The sequence below is a fragment of the Rhodococcus sp. ABRD24 genome (genome assembly GCF_004328705.1).
GTDB lineage: Bacteria > Actinomycetota > Actinomycetes > Mycobacteriales > Mycobacteriaceae > Prescottella.
The window spans coordinates 4,893,252-4,909,464 of record NZ_CP035319.1 but is presented as its reverse complement, the minus strand read 5'-3'; the positions used below and the strand labels follow the sequence as shown (position 1 = coordinate 4,909,464).

The 16,213-nt window shown below is 66.3% G+C and carries 14 protein-coding genes; 2 read left to right on the top strand and 12 right to left on the bottom strand.

Features of this window, described 5'->3' with window-relative positions; all coding sequences use genetic code 11:
• Window positions 1-106: 106 nt before the first annotated feature.
• From ERC79_RS22035 to ERC79_RS21990, 10 genes are all read right to left on the bottom strand, one after another.
• Window positions 107-2,458, bottom strand: a complete 2,352-nt coding sequence (locus ERC79_RS22035; protein ID WP_131580474.1) for a RelA/SpoT family protein — start codon at window positions 2,456-2,458, stop codon at window positions 107-109.
• 82 nt (window positions 2,459-2,540) lie between these two features.
• Window positions 2,541-3,107, bottom strand: a complete 567-nt coding sequence (locus tag ERC79_RS22030; protein WP_131581451.1) for an adenine phosphoribosyltransferase — start codon at window positions 3,105-3,107, stop codon at window positions 2,541-2,543.
• Between the two features lie 8 nt (window positions 3,108-3,115).
• On the bottom strand, window positions 3,116-4,861 hold the full coding sequence (locus ERC79_RS22025; protein ID WP_131580473.1) for an ABC transporter substrate-binding protein: 1,746 nt from the start codon (window positions 4,859-4,861) through the stop codon (window positions 3,116-3,118).
• Between the two features lies 1 nt (window position 4,862).
• On the bottom strand, window positions 4,863-6,050 hold the full coding sequence (gene secF, locus ERC79_RS22020) for a protein translocase subunit SecF (protein ID WP_131580472.1): 1,188 nt from the start codon (window positions 6,048-6,050) through the stop codon (window positions 4,863-4,865).
• Between the two features lie 4 nt (window positions 6,051-6,054).
• Window positions 6,055-7,764: a protein translocase subunit SecD gene (gene secD, locus ERC79_RS22015; RefSeq protein WP_131580471.1), complete on the bottom strand. Its 1,710-nt coding sequence runs from the start codon at window positions 7,762-7,764 to the stop codon at window positions 6,055-6,057.
• A gap of 89 nt (window positions 7,765-7,853) precedes the next feature.
• Window positions 7,854-8,204, bottom strand: a complete 351-nt coding sequence (yajC, locus tag ERC79_RS22010) for a preprotein translocase subunit YajC (RefSeq protein ID WP_131580470.1) — start codon at window positions 8,202-8,204, stop codon at window positions 7,854-7,856.
• Between the two features lie 127 nt (window positions 8,205-8,331).
• On the bottom strand, window positions 8,332-9,438 hold the full coding sequence (ruvB, locus tag ERC79_RS22005) for a Holliday junction branch migration DNA helicase RuvB (protein ID WP_131580469.1): 1,107 nt from the start codon (window positions 9,436-9,438) through the stop codon (window positions 8,332-8,334).
• On the bottom strand, window positions 9,435-10,037 hold the full coding sequence (gene ruvA, locus ERC79_RS22000; protein WP_131580468.1) for a Holliday junction branch migration protein RuvA: 603 nt from the start codon (window positions 10,035-10,037) through the stop codon (window positions 9,435-9,437). Before ruvA ends, ruvB begins: the two co-directional genes overlap by 4 nt.
• The gene (ruvC, locus tag ERC79_RS21995) at window positions 10,034-10,609 is read right to left on the bottom strand and encodes a crossover junction endodeoxyribonuclease RuvC (RefSeq protein ID WP_131580467.1); all 576 of its coding nucleotides are present in this window, start codon (window positions 10,607-10,609) and stop codon (window positions 10,034-10,036) included. Before ruvC ends, ruvA begins: the two co-directional genes overlap by 4 nt.
• Before the next feature lie 95 nt (window positions 10,610-10,704).
• A complete protein-coding gene (locus ERC79_RS21990; protein WP_131580466.1) occupies window positions 10,705-11,457 on the bottom strand; it encodes a YebC/PmpR family DNA-binding transcriptional regulator in 753 nt (250 codons plus the stop codon).
• A gap of 290 nt (window positions 11,458-11,747) precedes the next feature.
• On the opposite strand from ERC79_RS21990, the gene ERC79_RS21985 reads away from it, so the two are divergent.
• Complete coding sequence (locus tag ERC79_RS21985) at window positions 11,748-12,728, top strand: alpha/beta hydrolase family protein (protein WP_131580465.1); 981 nt, start codon at window positions 11,748-11,750, stop codon at window positions 12,726-12,728.
• A gap of 27 nt (window positions 12,729-12,755) precedes the next feature.
• On the opposite strand, the gene pdxT is transcribed toward ERC79_RS21985, so the two are convergent.
• Window positions 12,756-13,361, bottom strand: coding sequence for a pyridoxal 5'-phosphate synthase glutaminase subunit PdxT (pdxT, locus tag ERC79_RS21980; RefSeq protein WP_131580464.1), 606 nt, complete (start codon window positions 13,359-13,361; stop codon window positions 12,756-12,758).
• Window positions 13,362-13,641: 280 nt separating this feature from the next.
• Here pdxT and ERC79_RS21975 point away from each other — a divergent pair, with 280 nt between their 5' ends.
• A complete protein-coding gene (locus ERC79_RS21975; protein ID WP_131581449.1) occupies window positions 13,642-15,435 on the top strand; it encodes an APC family permease in 1,794 nt (597 codons plus the stop codon).
• Here the strand turns inward: ERC79_RS21975 and ERC79_RS21970 are convergent.
• Window positions 15,328-16,146, bottom strand: a complete 819-nt coding sequence (locus tag ERC79_RS21970; RefSeq protein WP_131580463.1) for an acyl-CoA thioesterase II — start codon at window positions 16,144-16,146, stop codon at window positions 15,328-15,330. The two genes, ERC79_RS21975 and ERC79_RS21970, sit on opposite strands and share 108 nt — an antisense overlap.
• Between the last annotated feature and the right edge of the window lie 67 nt (window positions 16,147-16,213).

Below are 16,213 nucleotides of genomic sequence, written 5' to 3'. Positions count from 1 at the left end.
AAGGGCACCTTCAACCGTTCTCGGGAACGGCGGCTCCACAAGCTACGCCGCTGGCCGAACGGCGGCTCCGCAAGCTACGCCGCTGGCCGAACGGCGGCTCCGCAAGCTACGCCGCTGACGTCACGCGGTAGACGTCGTAGACGCCCTCGACGTTGCGCACCACGTTCAGCACATGACCCAGATGCTTCGGGTCTCCCATCTCGAACGTGAACTTGCTGACCGCAACCCGGTCGCCCGATGTCGTCACCGACGCCGACAGGATGTTCACCTTCTCGTCGGCGAGTGCCTTCGTCACGTCCGACAACAGCCGGTGCCGATCCAGTGCCTCGATCTGGATGGCAACCAGGAACACCGACGACGGCGAAGGCGCCCACTGGACATCGATGATCCGCTCCGACTGCTGCCGTAGCGAGCCCGCATTGGTGCAATCCGTGCGGTGCACGCTCACCGCGCCTCCGCGGGTCACGAAGCCCATGATCTCGTCGCCCGGAACCGGGGTGCAACACTTCGCGAGCTTGGCGACCGTACCCGGCGCACCGGGCACCAAGATGCCTGCGTCACCGGAACCAGCGCGGGGCCGAGTCGGGATGGTCGACGGGGTCGACCGCTCCGCCAGCTCCTCCTCGACGTCGCCCACACCACCGAGGTGCGCGACCAGCCGCTGCACCACATGTTGCGCCGAAGCGTTGTGCTCACCCACCGCGGTGTAGAGCGCCGAGACGTCTGCATAACGCAACTCGAGCGCAATCGAGGACATCGACTCGGCATTCATCAAGCGCTGCAAGGGAAGACCGCCGCGGCGAACCTCTTTGGCGATGGCATCCTTGCCGGCCTCGAGTGCCTCCTCGCGGCGCTCCTTGGCGAACCACTGGCGGATCTTGGTCTTCGCCCGCGGCGAGACCACGAAGGTCTGCCAGTCGCGGCTCGGTCCGGCATTGGCTGCCTTCGAGGTGAACACCTCGACGACCTCACCGTTCTCGAGTGTGCGTTCCAGCGCGACCAGCCGGCCGTTCACCCGGGCACCGATGCACCGGTGTCCCACCTCCGTGTGCACCGCGTACGCGAAGTCGACCGGGGTCGATCCCGCCGGCAACGTCACCACATCCCCCTTCGGGGTGAAGACAAAGATCTCCTTGACCGCCAGGTCGTAGCGCAGCGACTCGAGGAACTCCCCCGGATCCGCGGCTTCTCGCTGCCAGTCGAGCAGCTGGCGCATCCACGCCATGTCGTCGACCTCGGCCGAATCCTGCTTGGCCGAGTTCTTTCCGCGGAGCTCCTTGTACCGCCAGTGTGCGGCGATGCCGAACTCCGCGGTGCGGTGCATGTCCCGCGTGCGGATCTGGACCTCGAGCGGCTTGCCCTCGGGACCGATGACCGTGGTGTGCAGGGATTGATACACCCCGTAGCGCGGCTGCGCGATGTAGTCCTTGAACCGCCCCGCCATCGGCTGCCAGAGGGAGTGCACGACGCCGACGGCGGCGTAACAATCGCGGATCTCGTCGCACAGGATCCGCACCCCGACCAGGTCGTGGATGTCGTCGAAGTCGCGGCCCTTGACGATCATCTTCTGGTAAATGGACCAGTAGTGCTTGGGCCGGCCCTCCACGACCGCGCTGATCCGCGATGCCGCCAGCGTCGCGTTGATCTCCGCCCGCACCTTCGCAAGGTAGATGTCCCGCGACGGCGCGCGATCGGCGACCAGGCGGACGATCTCGTCGTACTTCTTCGGATGCAGGATCGCGAACGAGAGATCCTCGAGCTCCCATTTGACCGTCGCCATGCCGAGGCGATGGGCCAGCGGCGCAATCACTTCCAGTGTCTCGCGGGCCTTGCGGGCCTGCTTCTCCGGCGGCAGGAAACGCATCGTGCGCATGTTGTGCAGCCGGTCTGCCACCTTGATCACCAGGACGCGCGGATCGCGCGCCATCGCGATGATCATCTTGCGGATCGTCTCGCCCTCAGCGGCCGAGCCGAGGACGACCTTGTCGAGCTTGGTGACGCCGTCGACGAGGTGCGCCACCTCGTCACCGAACTCGTCGGTGAGCTCCGCGAGCGAATACCCGGTGTCCTCGACGGTGTCGTGCAGCAGCGCTGCCACCAGTGTCGTGGTGTCCATTCCGAGTTCGGCAAGGATGCTCGCCACCGCAAGTGGGTGCGTGATGTACGGATCGCCGGACTTGCGGAACTGGGTCGCGTGTCGCTGCTCGGCGACGTCGTACGCGCGCTGCAGCAGTGTGAGATCCGCCTTCGGGTACAGCTCCCGATGAACCGTCACCAGAGGTTCGAGAACCGGACGAATAGGCGTGTTGCGCTGACCGGTGATCCGGCGCGCCAGCCGGGCACGCACCCGTCGCGATGCCGATGTCGGTACCGACGCGGGCGCAGACTTCTCGACAGGAGGCGTCGCACCTGTTTCCGTCGCACCTGTGTTCTGGGACCGGTCAAGATGCTGGGTCAAGCCGTCACCTCCTGCCGCCGCGATGCGGGCGGTCCCTCGGGACCCGGTGGCACTGCAGCACCACCAGGCACAACTCTAGTCCTCAGACCCGCACGAGCGATGTCAGCGGGTACCGGTCGAACCGGGCGCGACCGCCCAGCTCCTCGATCTCGAGCACGACGGCGACACCGACGACCTCAGCCCCGGCACGAGTCAGCAAATCTGCCGCCGCGAGCAGTGTCCCACCGGTCGCGAGTACATCGTCGATCACGAAGACCCGTCGGCCCGCGAGGTCGGGCGCATCGCACGGGATCTCCAACGTCGCGGCACCGTACTCGAGTGAGTAGCTCTCCGAGTGCACCGGCGGCGGCAACTTGCCGGCCTTGCGGACCGCAAGAACGCCGCAACCCAACTCGAGCGCCGCACCGCCACCGAGCAGAAATCCCCGGGCATCGACGCCGGCGACGACGTCAGCCCCGGTCCCGGCCGCGGCCAGGCCATCGATGACGGCCCGGTAACCCGCACTGTCCGCGAACACCGGGGTGAGGTCGGCAAACCGGACACCGGACGTCGGGAAATCCTCGCACCACCGGGTTAGCCGGGACACGGCCTCACCGGCCCTGTCCAACGCTGCAGCAAGCTCCGGTGTCGACACCCCTGGCGTATCCATCCGCGAAATCACCTGAGCAGTATCCACCTGTCCATGTTCCATCCCGCACCGGACCTCGTCGGATTGGGCACCACTGCGTGCATACCGCTTGTGTGGGCCGTCGTCCGCGGCTGGTCGAACAGCGGCACGGTGGGCATGTCGTCCCACAGGATCGCCTCTGCTTCTCCGGACAGCGACATCCGCGCCGAGAGTGACGCGTCGACCGCCAGCTGGTCGATGATCCGGTCGAGGCGGCCGTTGGCAAAGCCCCCGAAATTGGTGCCGTTACCCGAGTGCAGCGCGTACGCGGCGTCCGTCTCCGCCGCCGTGCCCGCGGTACCGGCCGCCGATGCCGTTCCCGCGAGCACCGCGTCCACCTGCCCGGCACCGAGTGCCGTCGGGGAGAAAATCGGCGAGCTCGCGTCCTCGACCGTGATGCCGGCCGGGGCGCAGGACGCAGCGATCATCTGAACGGTCCGTGCCCGGCGGTCATCCGGCCCGAGATAGCCGACGCGCACTGTCAGGTTCGGTTGTCCCGCGCGTTCACGTGCAGCGACGGCGCCGGGGATGTCGGGGTCGGTGTAGATCCCGCCTTCCGCGGCGACCGCGGACGTATAGAAGAGGGTGTCCGGCGCCGTCATCCGAGAATCGACGACACCCGATCCGAGGCCGACGGGTCGGTCGAATCCCGGGTGACCCAGCTCGTCGAACAATTGCTGCCGTGGCAGGCACAGCGCGAGCGCACGGCGGGCGTCGACGGAGCCGAGTGTGCCGCGGGTCGCCAACACGAGCTGCTCCAGGCTGCGCGACGGCTCGTCCGTCACCTCGAAGCCGCCGAGGTCGAGCCCGCCGATCGAGCCTGCACCGATGTCGACAACCTCGACATCGCCGTCGGCGATGCGGGACTGGACGTCAGTACCCTTGGGCCACACGACAATCCGGGAAGTGGCTGGCTTGTTTCCCCACCAGCGCTCGTTCTCGACGAGCACCAGACCATCGTCCTCGGTGTAGGAGTCGATCCGGTACGGACCCGACGACGGGAACCGCGCGAGATCGAGCTCCCCGGGTGTGAGACTCCAGCCCGAGTTCCAGAAGTCCGCGATCCGGGCGACCGCATCGCCGTCGCCGGATCGGACCGCGCCGACCAGGTCCGGCACGCCCGCAGCCTGCGCAGCCACATGTGCCGGCATGACCTCGGTGGCGCCGAACAGCGACCGCCAGTCGAGGAATCCGCGCCCCGGTTTGAACACCACGGTGGCGTCCTTGGACCCGGGCTGGCAGTCGACCCGGTCGATGTCGGCATAGCCGGCACGCGTGGCGGATGCGAACAACGAAACGGGCGCCCCGCCGTCACCCGGACGAGTGAAACGCCCACTACCCGCGGCCCACGCCAGCACCAGATCATCGCAGGATACGGGCACCCCGTCCGAGTAAACCGCCGAAGGATTGAGACGGTATTGCACGGTGAACACATCGCCGGGCAGCACACTCGCGGTCCCGAAATCGGTGTCCGCGACGGGGCTGCCCGACGGTCCTGTGTAGCTCATACCCGTCAGCACCCGGCCCAGCGCCTGCACCGCGCCGGTGGCCGCACCGTCAACGGTGTTGCCGTTGTACGTGGTGACCACGTTGTCGATCGCATAGCCGAGGGACGGAACCTGATCGGCACTGTTGCCGCATGCTGCGGTCGCACCCACCGCTGCCGTGGCGGTCAGGGCGACGAGCGATCTGACGGCACGGCTGCGGTTCCGGCGGGGCGTCTTCGCTTCCGGCATGTCAGTGCCTCTTCTTGTTGCGCTTTCCGGTCGGCGCGGCGCCCGGCGCCGGTGCCTTGCCTGCGGACGGCCGAGTCCTCGCCTCCACTAGCTCTCCAACTCCGCCGTTCGACCCTGACGCTGCTGCCCGCTTGGCCAACACCTTCTTGGTGTGCGCGGCCACCGGCCCCCAGCGCTCCTTGATGCTGACGAGCATCGGTGTCGCCGTGAAGATCGAGGAATACGCGCCGACCACGATGCCGACGAGCTGCACGAGCGCCAGGTCCTTGAGGGTGCCGACACCGAGCAACCACACCGCGACCACCATCAGGGCCACCACCGGCAGGATCGAGATCACCATGGTGTTGATCGAGCGCATCAGAGTCTGGTTGACGGCCAGGTTGGCCTGCTCGGCGTAGGTTCGCCGGTTCAAGTGCAGGATTCCCCGGGTGTTCTCATCGACCTTGTCGAAGACCACGACCGTGTCGTACAGCGAGAAGCCGAGAATCGTGAGCAGACCGATCACCGTCGCCGGTGTGACCTCGAATCCGACGAGCGCGTAGATGCCTGCCGTAATGATGATGCCGAAGAACAGCGACACGATCGCGGCCACCGCCATGTCCCGTTCGAACCGTATCGCGATGTAGATACTGACGATGACCAGGAACACCAACAGCGCGATCAGCGCCTTCTCGGTGATCTGACCACCCCACGTCTCGCTGACGTTCGCGACACTGATCGCGTTTATCGAAGGTATGCCGTTGCTGTCCTCGGGATGGAAGGTGTCGAACAGTGCGTTCTGCAGCGTCCTGACCTGTCCGGGATCGAGCGCCTCCGAACGGATGTCCATCGACGACCCGGCGCCCGACCCGACCGCCTGGACCGACACCGGCGCGGAGCCGAGACTGTCCGAGTACACCGTCTCGACCTGCTCGGTAGTGACGCCCGCCGAAGCCGGGAACTGGATTCGAGTACCGCCCTCGAACTCGATTCCGAGGCTGAAGCCGCGCACCAACATGCTCAGCAGCGACAGCACCACGAATGCACCGGTCAGCAGGTAGCAGAACCGCCGCCGGCCGATGATGTCGAATCCTCCGGTTCCCGTGTACAGGCGCTGCAGCCAGCTGCGATGCGGCATCAGCGCCTGGTTGACACCGGCGTCCGTGGTAGCTGCACCCTTGTCGACTGCGGAAGTGTTCGATTCGCTCATTGCTTTATGCCTCCATGTCGGACGATGCCGAGGTCGACGCGGCGACGGTCCTGCGTTCCCGAGCGATCTGCTGGACCGCACCGAATCCGTTGACGCTGGGCTTCGCCCAGAAGCGGGACTTCGAGGCCATGTAGACGAGCGGCCACGTCACCAGGAACACCACGACCACGTTGAGGATCGTCGACAGGCCGAGAGTGAAGGCGAAACCGCGCACCTGGCCGACTGCGAGGACATACAGGACGGCGGCGGCGATGAAACTGACCGCGTTACCGGTCAGGATGGTGCGGCGCGCACGGGCCCAACCGCGGGGCACGGCAGACCTGAAGCTTCGGCCTTCACGTATCTCGTCCTTGATCCGCTCGAAGAACAACACGAACGAATCCGCGGTCATACCGATACCGATGATCAGACCGGCGATTCCCGCCAGGTCCAGAGTGAAGCCGATGTACCTGCCGAGTAGCACCATCACCGCGTAAACCATGATTCCCGACAACACCAGCGACAGCGCGGTCAGCACACCCAGCATCCGGTAGTACACGAGGCAGTAGATGAGGACCAGCACCAGGCCGACGGCGCCGGCGATCAGGCCGGCCTCGAGGGAGGCGAGCCCCAGGGTCGCGGACACCGTCTCGGCCTCCGACGCCTGGAACGACAGCGGCAGCGAGCCGTACTTGAGGGTGTTCGCGAGCTCCTGGGCCTGCGTCTGGGTGAACTGGCCGGTGATCGACGTCGAACTTCCGACCGGCGTCGCGCCCTGCACGACCGGTGCGCTGACCACCTGCGAGTCCAGCGTGAACGCCGCCTGCTTGCCGATGTTCGACGACGTGAACTGCGCCCACGTGGAGCTGCCGCTGGACTTGAAGCTCAGGCTCACCTCGTGGCGAGACTGCTGGCTGTTGAATCCGGACGACGCGTCGGAGATCTCCTGCCCGTCGATGATGGTCGGTGCCAGGAGGTAGACAGTGGTGCCGTCAGTGGAGCACGCCACCAGCGGCAGCGCCGGATCGTCGTTGCCCTGGAGCGGGTCGGGCGCCGAACAGTCGAGCGTGGCCATCGCCTGTTGCTGAACCGCGGGATCCTCGCTTTGACGGGTGGCCTTGGCCTTCGCAATCTCGGCGGCCGCGGCCTCGGGCGAGCCGGGAGCCGGCTCACCCGACGGCGCGGGCGCGGCAGGCTCCGGCGTGGGCGTCGGAGAGGGCACCAGAGAGGGCTCAGACGGGTCTTGCGCCGGAAACGGACGCTCCTGCACCTGAGGTGTCGCGGCAGGTTCCGACGGCACCGGCGCCTGAGTGCTCGGCGCCTCGACGGGAGCCTGTGCCGCCCCCGGCGCGGCCGCGGCCTGCGAACCGATCACCGGACGGATGTACAGACGCGCGGTCTGGCCCAGCGAACGGGCCTGCGCGCTGTCGTCACCGGGCACCGTGATGACCAGGTTGTCGCCGTCGATGACGACCTCGGAGCCGGACACACCCAGGCCGTTGACACGTGTCTCGATGATCTGCTGCGCCTGTCGCAGGCTTTCCTGGCTCGGCGTGCTGCCGTCGGGAGTCCTAGCGGTGAGGGTGACTCGTGTCCCACCTTGCAGGTCGATCCCCAACTCGGGTGTAGGGGACTTGTCTCCGGTGAAGAAGACCAACGCATACAGCACGCCCACGATCACCGCGAACACGGTGAGCGAGCGCAGCGGATGCACCGATCCTGTCGAAGGTGTCACGATCTGTCTGTCTCCTCAGTACGTGCGGATCAGGTGATGACGTATGGGTGATGACCCAGCGGTGATACGGCGGGCGGGAACTCGCGCCGCTACTCGCCGTTCAGACGGCGCTGGGTGTCATCAGGGGTCTCGTCCGTGCCGTCGACGACATCACCCTCGGCATCAGCACCGGCACCGTCAGATTCTTCGTCAACGATGTGCTCGCGGATGACCAGGCGCGACCAGGTGGTCACGACACCGGGCGCAATCTCGAGATCGACGGTCGTCTCTGCGAGACTTGCGACGGTCGCATGCAGCCCCGCGGTAGTCATGACGCGGTCACCGACCGCCAGCGAGTCCTGGAGTGCGGTGGTCTTCGCCACCTCTTTCTTCTGGCGCCGAATGCCGAGGAACATCGGCACGAGAAGAGCAAGAATCAGAAGTGGAAACAGGAATTCCATCGGGAAGTCAGTCCTCGGGTTGGTCACATAGAGCGTTACACAGAGCTACGCGCACGGAGCCAGGTCGGTGCCGCGCTGCTCCCAGTGTGCCATTAGCTCAGCGATCGACGTGGCAATCCTCGCCGAGTCAAATTTCGTCCTCGGCGAACAAGCCCGGATCTAACGGCACGATCGCCTCCCGTGCCCGGACCTCGATCCCGCCGGCGACGGCGTCAGGTGGGGGCGTCAGACCGAGCTGCGCCCATGCCGCCGCTGTCGCGACACGGCCTCGCGGCGTGCGCGCAATCATGCCGGCGCGCACCAGGAACGGCTCGCACACCTCTTCGACCGTTGCGGGCTCCTCACCCACCGCGACGGCGAGGGTCGAGACTCCCACTGGTCCGCCGCCGAAGCTACGCACGAGGGCGCCCAGCACCGCACGGTCGAGGCGGTCCAGCCCGAGAGCATCGACGTCGTACACCGCCAGGGCCGCGTTGGCGATGTCCCGCGTCACCACACCGTCGGCGCGGACCTCTGCATAATCTCGTACGCGGCGCAGGAGGCGATTGGCAATGCGTGGCGTGCCACGCGAGCGCCCGGCGATCTCGGCACCGGCGTCCTCCCGGAGCTCGACACCGAGAATGCCCGCCGATCGGAGCAGAATCTGCTGCAGCTCTTCCGGTTCGTAGAAGTCCATGTGCGCGGTGAATCCGAATCGGTCCCGCAACGGTCCGGTCAGGGCCCCGGAGCGAGTCGTCGCACCAACCAACGTGAAGGGCGCGACATCGAGTGGAATCGACGTGGCGCCCGGCCCCTTACCGACGACGACATCGACCCGGAAGTCCTCCATCGCCAGGTAGAGCATCTCTTCGGCCGGCCGTGCCATCCGATGGATCTCATCGATGAAAAGCACATCGCCCTCGACCAGATTGCTCAGCATCGCGGCGAGGTCCCCGGCTCGTTCGAGCGCAGGGCCCGAGGTCAGCCGAAGCGACGTGCCGAGCTCTGTCGCGATGATCATCGCCATGCTCGTCTTACCGAGTCCGGGCGGGCCGGACAGCAGGACATGGTCCGGCGTGCTGCCGCGCAACTTCGCTCCGGTGAGCACCAGCTGGAGCTGTTCACGCACGCGTGGTTGACCAACGAAATCGGCGAGGCTCCTCGGCCGCAGACTGGCCTCGATATCGCCGTCGGAACCAACGAAGTTCGCGGTTACCGCAGACTCGTCTCCGGCCTCGTCCGGCTCGCCGATCATCGGTTCTTACCGAGCAGCGCCAACGCGGAACGCAGCACCACTGAAGTCGTGGCCGCAGGATCGGCAGCCACCACCGCATCGGTCGCCTGTTCGGCCTGCTTGATCGGGAAGCCGAGTCCTGTGAGCGCTCCGACAACATCCTCCCGCACCACTGCGGCCGGCGACGCCACCACACCCGGCAGACCCGCCGCCAGGGGAACCGACTCCACCTTGTCGCGCAACTCGACGACCATGCGCTCGGCACCACGCTTGCCGATCCCCGGTACCTGGGTCAGCGCAGTCACATTTCCCTCCGCGAGCGCCTTACGCAGCGCTTCCGGCTCGAGCACCGCGAGGGTCGCCATGGCCAGCCGCGGACCCACTCCAGATACCGTCTGCAACAGTCCGAACAGATCGCGCGACTCTGCGTCGGCAAAGCCGTACAGCGTCATCGAGTCTTCGCGCACGATCATCGCAGTGACCAACCGGGCATCGTTCCCCCGATGAAGCGTCGCGAGTGTCGCCGGGGTGGCATTGACGCGATAGCCGACACCCGCCGCCTCGATCACCGCATGGTCGAGTCCGATCTCGAGAACCTCGCCTCGCACCGATGCGATCACCGTGCACCCGCCTTTCCGGCCGCAATCTCCCTCAGCCGTATCTCGTATCGCCGCTTCTGCTCGGCCGCGGCGGCTTCCGCGACAGCCATTCGCTCGAGCATCGGTGCGCGCCAACAATGGCAGATCGCGAGCGCAAGGGCATCGGCGGCATCGGCGGGTTTGGGCGCGGCGGCCAGCCCGAGGATCTTGGTGACCATCCCGGTCACCTGCTTCTTGTCGGCATTACCACTCCCCGTGACTGCAGCCTTGACCTGACTCGGAGTGTGGAAACACACTGGAATCCCCCGTTTGGCCGCGGCGAGCGCGACGACGCCACCGGCCTGCGCGGTACCCATCGCAGTCCGCACATTGTGCTGCGAGAACACCCGCTCGACGGCTACGACGGTCGGCTGGTATTCGTCCAGCCACCGGTCTGCCGCCTCGGATATGCCCAGCAGCCGCGACGCGAGATCCATGTCGGGTGGCGTCCGGACGACATCCACCGCGACCGGCGTCACTGTGCGCCCGCGGCCGGAATCCACGACACCGAACCCGCACCGCGTCAGACCGGGGTCGACTCCCAGAACACGCACGCGCCCACCTCTCGCAATAACCCGAACAGCTGTTCGAGCATAGCGGGAGATGGGCGCAAGTGGTGCAGCGACACGCAGCCGAGGCTGGGCCGCGATCAGGCGTCGAGCTCCGCGAGGATCTCGTCCGAGATATCGATGTTGGTGTAGACGTTCTGGACGTCGTCGGACTCCTCGAGGGCGTCGACGAGCTTGAAGACCTTGCGCGCGCCCTCGACATCGACCGGAACCTCGACCGAGGCACGGAAGTCCGGATCGGCGGACTCGTAGTCCACCCCCGCCTCGACCAGCGCGGTACGCACGGGGATCAGATCGCCTGCCTCGCAGACGATCTCGAACTCCTCACCGAGATCATTGATCTCCTCGGCACCCGCTTCGAGCACGATCTCGAGCAGATCGTCTTCGGTTCGCCCGTTCTTCTCGAGCACCACGACGCCCTTGCGGGAGAACAGGTACGAGACAGATCCCGGATCCGCCATGTTGCCGCCGTTGCGGGTCATCGCGGTGCGAACCTCGCCGGCTGCACGATTGCGGTTGTCGGTGAGGCATTCGATCAAGACCGCGACGCCATTGGGCCCGTAACCCTCGTACATGATGGTCTGCCAGTCCGCGCCGCCCGCTTCCTCGCCGGCACCACGCTTGCGCGCACGCTCGATGTTGTCGTTCGGGACCGAGGTCTTCTTGGCCTTCTGGATCGCGTCGTGCAGCGTCGGGTTGCCCGTAGGATCGCCGCCACCGATACGAGCCGCCACCTCGATATTCTTGACCAGCTTCGCGAAGGCTTTGCCGCGCTTGGCGTCGATCACAGCCTTCTTGTGCTTGGTGGTGGCCCATTTGGAGTGGCCGCTCATGTGTGGGAGCCCCTTCCTGCAGCCTGCCACGGGTAGATGGGGGCAAATCCCAGGCGAATCGGCTGCACAACTGTCGGATCGTCGATGCTACCTGTACACCGCCCCCAGTACACGCATCCAGTACACCGGACTCCCCGGAAAGGTCACGATCCGATAGATGTTGCCGCATTCGGCGGACACTCCGTCTGCGGCAATGGACCCTTCCTAGAACATCGACGACGACGTGACGGCACAGTGCGCGGGGGCGCTACAGGAACGATGCCGCATCGTTGGGGGAAAGAGGCGAACCTATGCGGATCCATCGGCCGAGGCTGTCGAAGCGACTCAAGCAACGACTGGCCGGTATCGCCGTGGCGGCGCTCACGCTGCCCATGTTCGGCACGTTCGCCGGGACCACGGCCGCATCGGCAGCGCCCGCCGGCGGCTACGAGGAGGTCTTCGTCACGTCCAGCATGGGGCCGATCAAGGTCCAGATCCAGTGGGCGGCACGCGGTGGCAACGCAGCGCTGTACCTGCTCGACGGACTACGCGCCCGCAACGACCGCAACGCCTGGTCGTTCGAGACCAATGCACTGGAGCAGTTCCGCAACGACGACATCACCCTGGTGATGCCGGTCGGCGGGCAGTCCAGCTTCTACTCGGACTGGTACGCGCCCAGTAACTTCAACGGTCAGCAGGTCACCTACAAGTGGGAGACGTTCCTGACCCAGGAACTCCCCGCCTACCTCGCGACGCGCGGCGTGTCCCGCACCAACAACGCGGTGACCGGCCTGTCGATGGGCGGCTCGGCGGCACTGACCCTCGCCGCGTACCACCGGGACCAGTTCAGATATGCGGGCTCGTTCTCCGGTTACCTCAACATCTCGGCGCCCGGCATGCGCGAGGCGATCCGCATCGCGATGATCGACGCGGGTGGTTTCAACGTCGACTCGATGTGGGGTCCGCCGTGGAGCAAGGCGTGGCTGCGCAACGACCCGTTCGTATTCGCCCCGCAGCTACGCGGGCTCTCGCTCTACATCTCTTCAGGGAACGGACTGCTGGGCGAGTTCGACCGACCGGTCGGCTCTGTCGGCTCGTTCAACACCTCCAACGCGATGGGGCTCGAGGCGCTTGCACTGGCGAACACGCGGGCGTTCCAGCTACGGCTGAACTCCCTCGGAATCCCCGCGACGTTCGATTTCACCAACGCCGGAACCCACTCGTGGGCCTACTGGTCCGAGGAGCTGTGGAAGTCCCGGCCGCAGATCCTGGACGCGCTCAACGCGTGGTGACGCTCGACAACCCTTCGCAGTGCGAGGTCAGTTCCGCCGCACCATGTCCACGAACAACCCGTGTACGCGTCGGTCACCGGTGACCTCCGGGTGGAACGAGGTGGCCAGAACAGGTCCTTGCCGCACGCCGACGATGTGTCCGGCAGCGGGGCCTTCCGGCACCCGGGCAAGAACCTCCACGTCGTCACCGACGCGTTCGACCCACGGCGCGCGAATGAACACGGCCCGCACCGGGCCGCCCTCGATACCCGCGAACTCCAGGTCCGATTCGAACGAATCGACCTGACGACCGAATGCGTTGCGGCGCACAGTGATATCGAGTCCGTCGAGATGTTGCGCATCCGGGCGGGTATCGAGGATCTCGCTCGCCAGAAGGATCATGCCCGCACACGAACCGTACGCGGGCATGCCGGCCTTCAAACGGGCCCGCAACGGCTCGAGCAGATCGAACACGGAGAGCAGGCGGCTCATCGTCGTCGACTCCCCGCCCGGAATGACCAGGCCGTCCACAGATTCGAGTTCCGACAGCCTGCGCACACCGATCCCCCGAGCCCCACTGGATTCGAGCGCTGCGAGATGTTCACGAACGTCGCCCTGCAGTGCGAGCACGCCGATTGTCGGTTGATTTGCCACGAGTGAGAATCCTGCACTGTTCGACGGTGTTGAATTCGCAAAACGCTATCAGCTGCCGATCCGGCGACCCCTGCCGCATCGGCTCCGTTCCGGAACCGTATGGACATTCCGAATCGGCGTCAACGACTCGTCAACGGTATCGACCCGATGCCACCGCACTACCGACGATAGCGCCGTGACCACTACCGATCCCCTTCCGAACCTGGTGTCGGCCGACCGCCGATCCATCAAGCAGAAACTGACTGTGGCCACTGGCCTCTCCGGTCTGTCGCTCGACGCCATGGCGTCGGTGTCGTACGGTCCGGAGGCCGTGGTCCTTGTCCTCGCCGCCGCCGGAAGTGCGGGCTTGGGCTTCACGGTCCCCGTCACCATCGCGATCGCCGTCCTGCTCGCGTTCCTCGTCGCCTCCTATCGGCAACTCATTGCCGCCTTCCCCCAGGGCGGCGGCGCATACGCTGTCGCCAAGGCGCGGCTCGGGCACCGCGCCGGTCTCACCGCCGCGGCGTCCCTCGTCGTCGACTACATCCTCAACGTCGCGGTCTCGATCGCCGCCGGCGTCGCTGCGCTCACATCGGCTGTCCCGGAACTGCTGCCGTACACGACCTGGATCTGCATCGGCATCCTCGCCGGGGTGACCGTGCTGAACCTGTACGGCATCTCCTACAGTGCCAGGGCGTTCATGCTGCCGACCGTGATCTTCGTGCTGAGTATCGCCACGGTGATCGTCGCCGGACTCCTGCGTTCCGAGCCGCTCACGATCGCCCAGGGCGACGCGATTGCCGCCAACACCACCACAGTGGGAGTTCTGCTGCTGCTCAAGGCCTTCTCGAGCGGGTGCGCGGCCCTCACCGGCGTCGAGGCGATCGCGAACGCGGTACCGAGTTTCCGGAATCCCGTCCGAACCGCACAGCGCACCGAGGTCACGCTCGGCGTGCTACTCGGCACCATGCTGCTCGGCCTCGCCGTGCTCATCGAGAAGTTCGACATCCACCCGGTCGAGGGCAGCACGGTGCTCTCCCAACTGGCCGAGGCCTCGCTGGGCAGTGGGATCCCCTTCTATGTAGTGCAATTCGCGACGGTGGTGCTGCTCGCACTCGCGGCGAACACATCGTTCGGCGGACTGCCGACGCTGCTGCGCCTCCTGGCAGATGACGACTGCCTGCCGCACCGTTTCGCGGCGCGCTCACCACGTGAGGTCTACCGGTTCGGAGTCCTCACGCTCGCCGTCTTCGCGGCCATCCTGCTGGTCGGCGCCGGCGGCAGTATGAACGCCCTGGTGCCCTTGTTCGCAATCGGCGTCTTCGTTGGATTCACGCTCGCGCAGTTCGGGCTCGTGCGTCACTGGCGCGCAATCCGGTCACCCGGTTGGCGCCTGCGCACCGCGCTCAACGGCTTCGGCGGCGTCCTCACCGCTGTCGCAGCCGTCGTCACGGCATCGATGAAGTTCACCGAGGGAGCCTGGCTGATCGTCGTCGCGCTTCCGCTGCTCGTGCTGATGATGGAGCGTGTCCGGATGGACTACCGCCGCGGCGACGACCTGCGCCGGCGCGGAACGACACCCCCGCAGCCGACATCACAGGACACGGTCGTGATTGTGCCCGTGTCGGAGGTTTCCGAACTCAGCCGCGAGGCACTCGGCGCCGCGATCTCGATGGGACGTAACCTGGTCGCCGTCCACGTCTGCGGAGAGGGCGACTCCGCACGCGCCTTCGCAAAGGCATGGGACGCATGGCATCCGGATGTGGCCTTGGTGATGCTCGAGGGACCGGACCATTCGGTGGGACGCACGATCGCGGATTGGATCCGCAGGCGGTACACGGACCATCGAGTCGTGGTGGTCATCGGGGCGCTGGATCCGCTGGCCGCATGGCAACGCGTCCTACCCGGACGTCGGGGTACGGATCTGGACCGGATCCTCACCCGCGAGACCGATGCTGTCGTGTGTCACGTCCGCCTGCGCAGGCAATCAGTGCCGAAGCTGCCTGGTGAGGCCCTCCTGCACGACTGCGGCGACAAGGTCGCCGCGCCGGTTGAAGATCCTGCCCTGGGTGAGCGCGCGCCCGAACCCCGCTGACGGCGAGGACTGATCGTAGAGCAACCAGTCGTCAGCTCGGAACGGACGCATGAACCACAGCGCGTGATCGAGCGAGGCGCTCTGAAGCGGGGTATCCGGGTGAATCGTGCTGGCCGACGCAAGCAACGTCATGTCGCTCATGTACGCAAGGGTGCAGATGTGGAAGACAGGATCGTCGGGAAGAGCCTCCCGAGACCGGAACCACACCTGCTGCTGCACCGGGACACCCCGGCGCCGCGGGATCTGCGCTGCCGGCACGTAGCGCAGATCCCAGTCGGCCCACTCCCGGAACTCCCACGACTGTTCCTCCGAGGCGAGCGCCGACGCGTCCGGCAACTCGTCGGGATCCGGAACCGGCGGCATCTCGTCCTGGTGCTCGATTCCTTGGTCGAGGACGTGGAAGGATGCGGACATCGTGAAGATCGCCTGGCCGTCCTGGACAGCCGTGACCCGCCGGGTGACGAACGAGCGGCCGTCCCGGACCCGGTCCACCAGGTACACGATCGGCATCACCGGAATGCCCGGGCGCAGGAAGTATCCGTGCAGCGAATGGACGTGGAACCGTTCATCGACTGTCCGCACCGCAGACACCAGAGCCTGGCCGGCCACTTGGCCACCGAATGTTCGCGGAAGCATCGTCTCGGTTGCGATGCCCCGAAAGATGTCCCTCTCGAGTCGCTCGAGTTCCAGAATCTGCTCGATCTTTGCCATGACTGTCCCTTTCACCGATGGCTCAGGCTAGCAACGGGAGGGCAAATGAAGACGCGGTGAGGGCCGC

What these genes read in the sequence shown, in the direction of transcription:
- ERC79_RS22030 (WP_131581451.1), bottom strand. Translation starts at nt 3,107, where the DNA reads ATGGATACGCCAGGGGTGTCGACACCGGAGCTTGCTGCAGCGTTGGAC.
- ERC79_RS22025 (WP_131580473.1), bottom strand. Translation starts at nt 4,861, where the DNA reads ATGCCGGAAGCGAAGACGCCCCGCCGGAACCGCAGCCGTGCCGTCAGA.
- secF (WP_131580472.1), bottom strand. Translation starts at nt 6,050, where the DNA reads ATGAGCGAATCGAACACTTCCGCAGTCGACAAGGGTGCAGCTACCACG.
- yajC (WP_131580470.1), bottom strand. Translation starts at nt 8,204, where the DNA reads ATGGAATTCCTGTTTCCACTTCTGATTCTTGCTCTTCTCGTGCCGATG.
- ruvB (WP_131580469.1), bottom strand. Translation starts at nt 9,438, where the DNA reads ATGATCGGCGAGCCGGACGAGGCCGGAGACGAGTCTGCGGTAACCGCG.
- ERC79_RS21990 (WP_131580466.1), bottom strand. Translation starts at nt 11,457, where the DNA reads ATGAGCGGCCACTCCAAATGGGCCACCACCAAGCACAAGAAGGCTGTG.
- ERC79_RS21985 (WP_131580465.1), top strand. Translation starts at nt 11,748, where the DNA reads ATGCGGATCCATCGGCCGAGGCTGTCGAAGCGACTCAAGCAACGACTG.
- ERC79_RS21975 (WP_131581449.1), top strand. Translation starts at nt 13,642, where the DNA reads ATGGCGTCGGTGTCGTACGGTCCGGAGGCCGTGGTCCTTGTCCTCGCC.
- ERC79_RS21970 (WP_131580463.1), bottom strand. Translation starts at nt 16,146, where the DNA reads ATGGCAAAGATCGAGCAGATTCTGGAACTCGAGCGACTCGAGAGGGAC.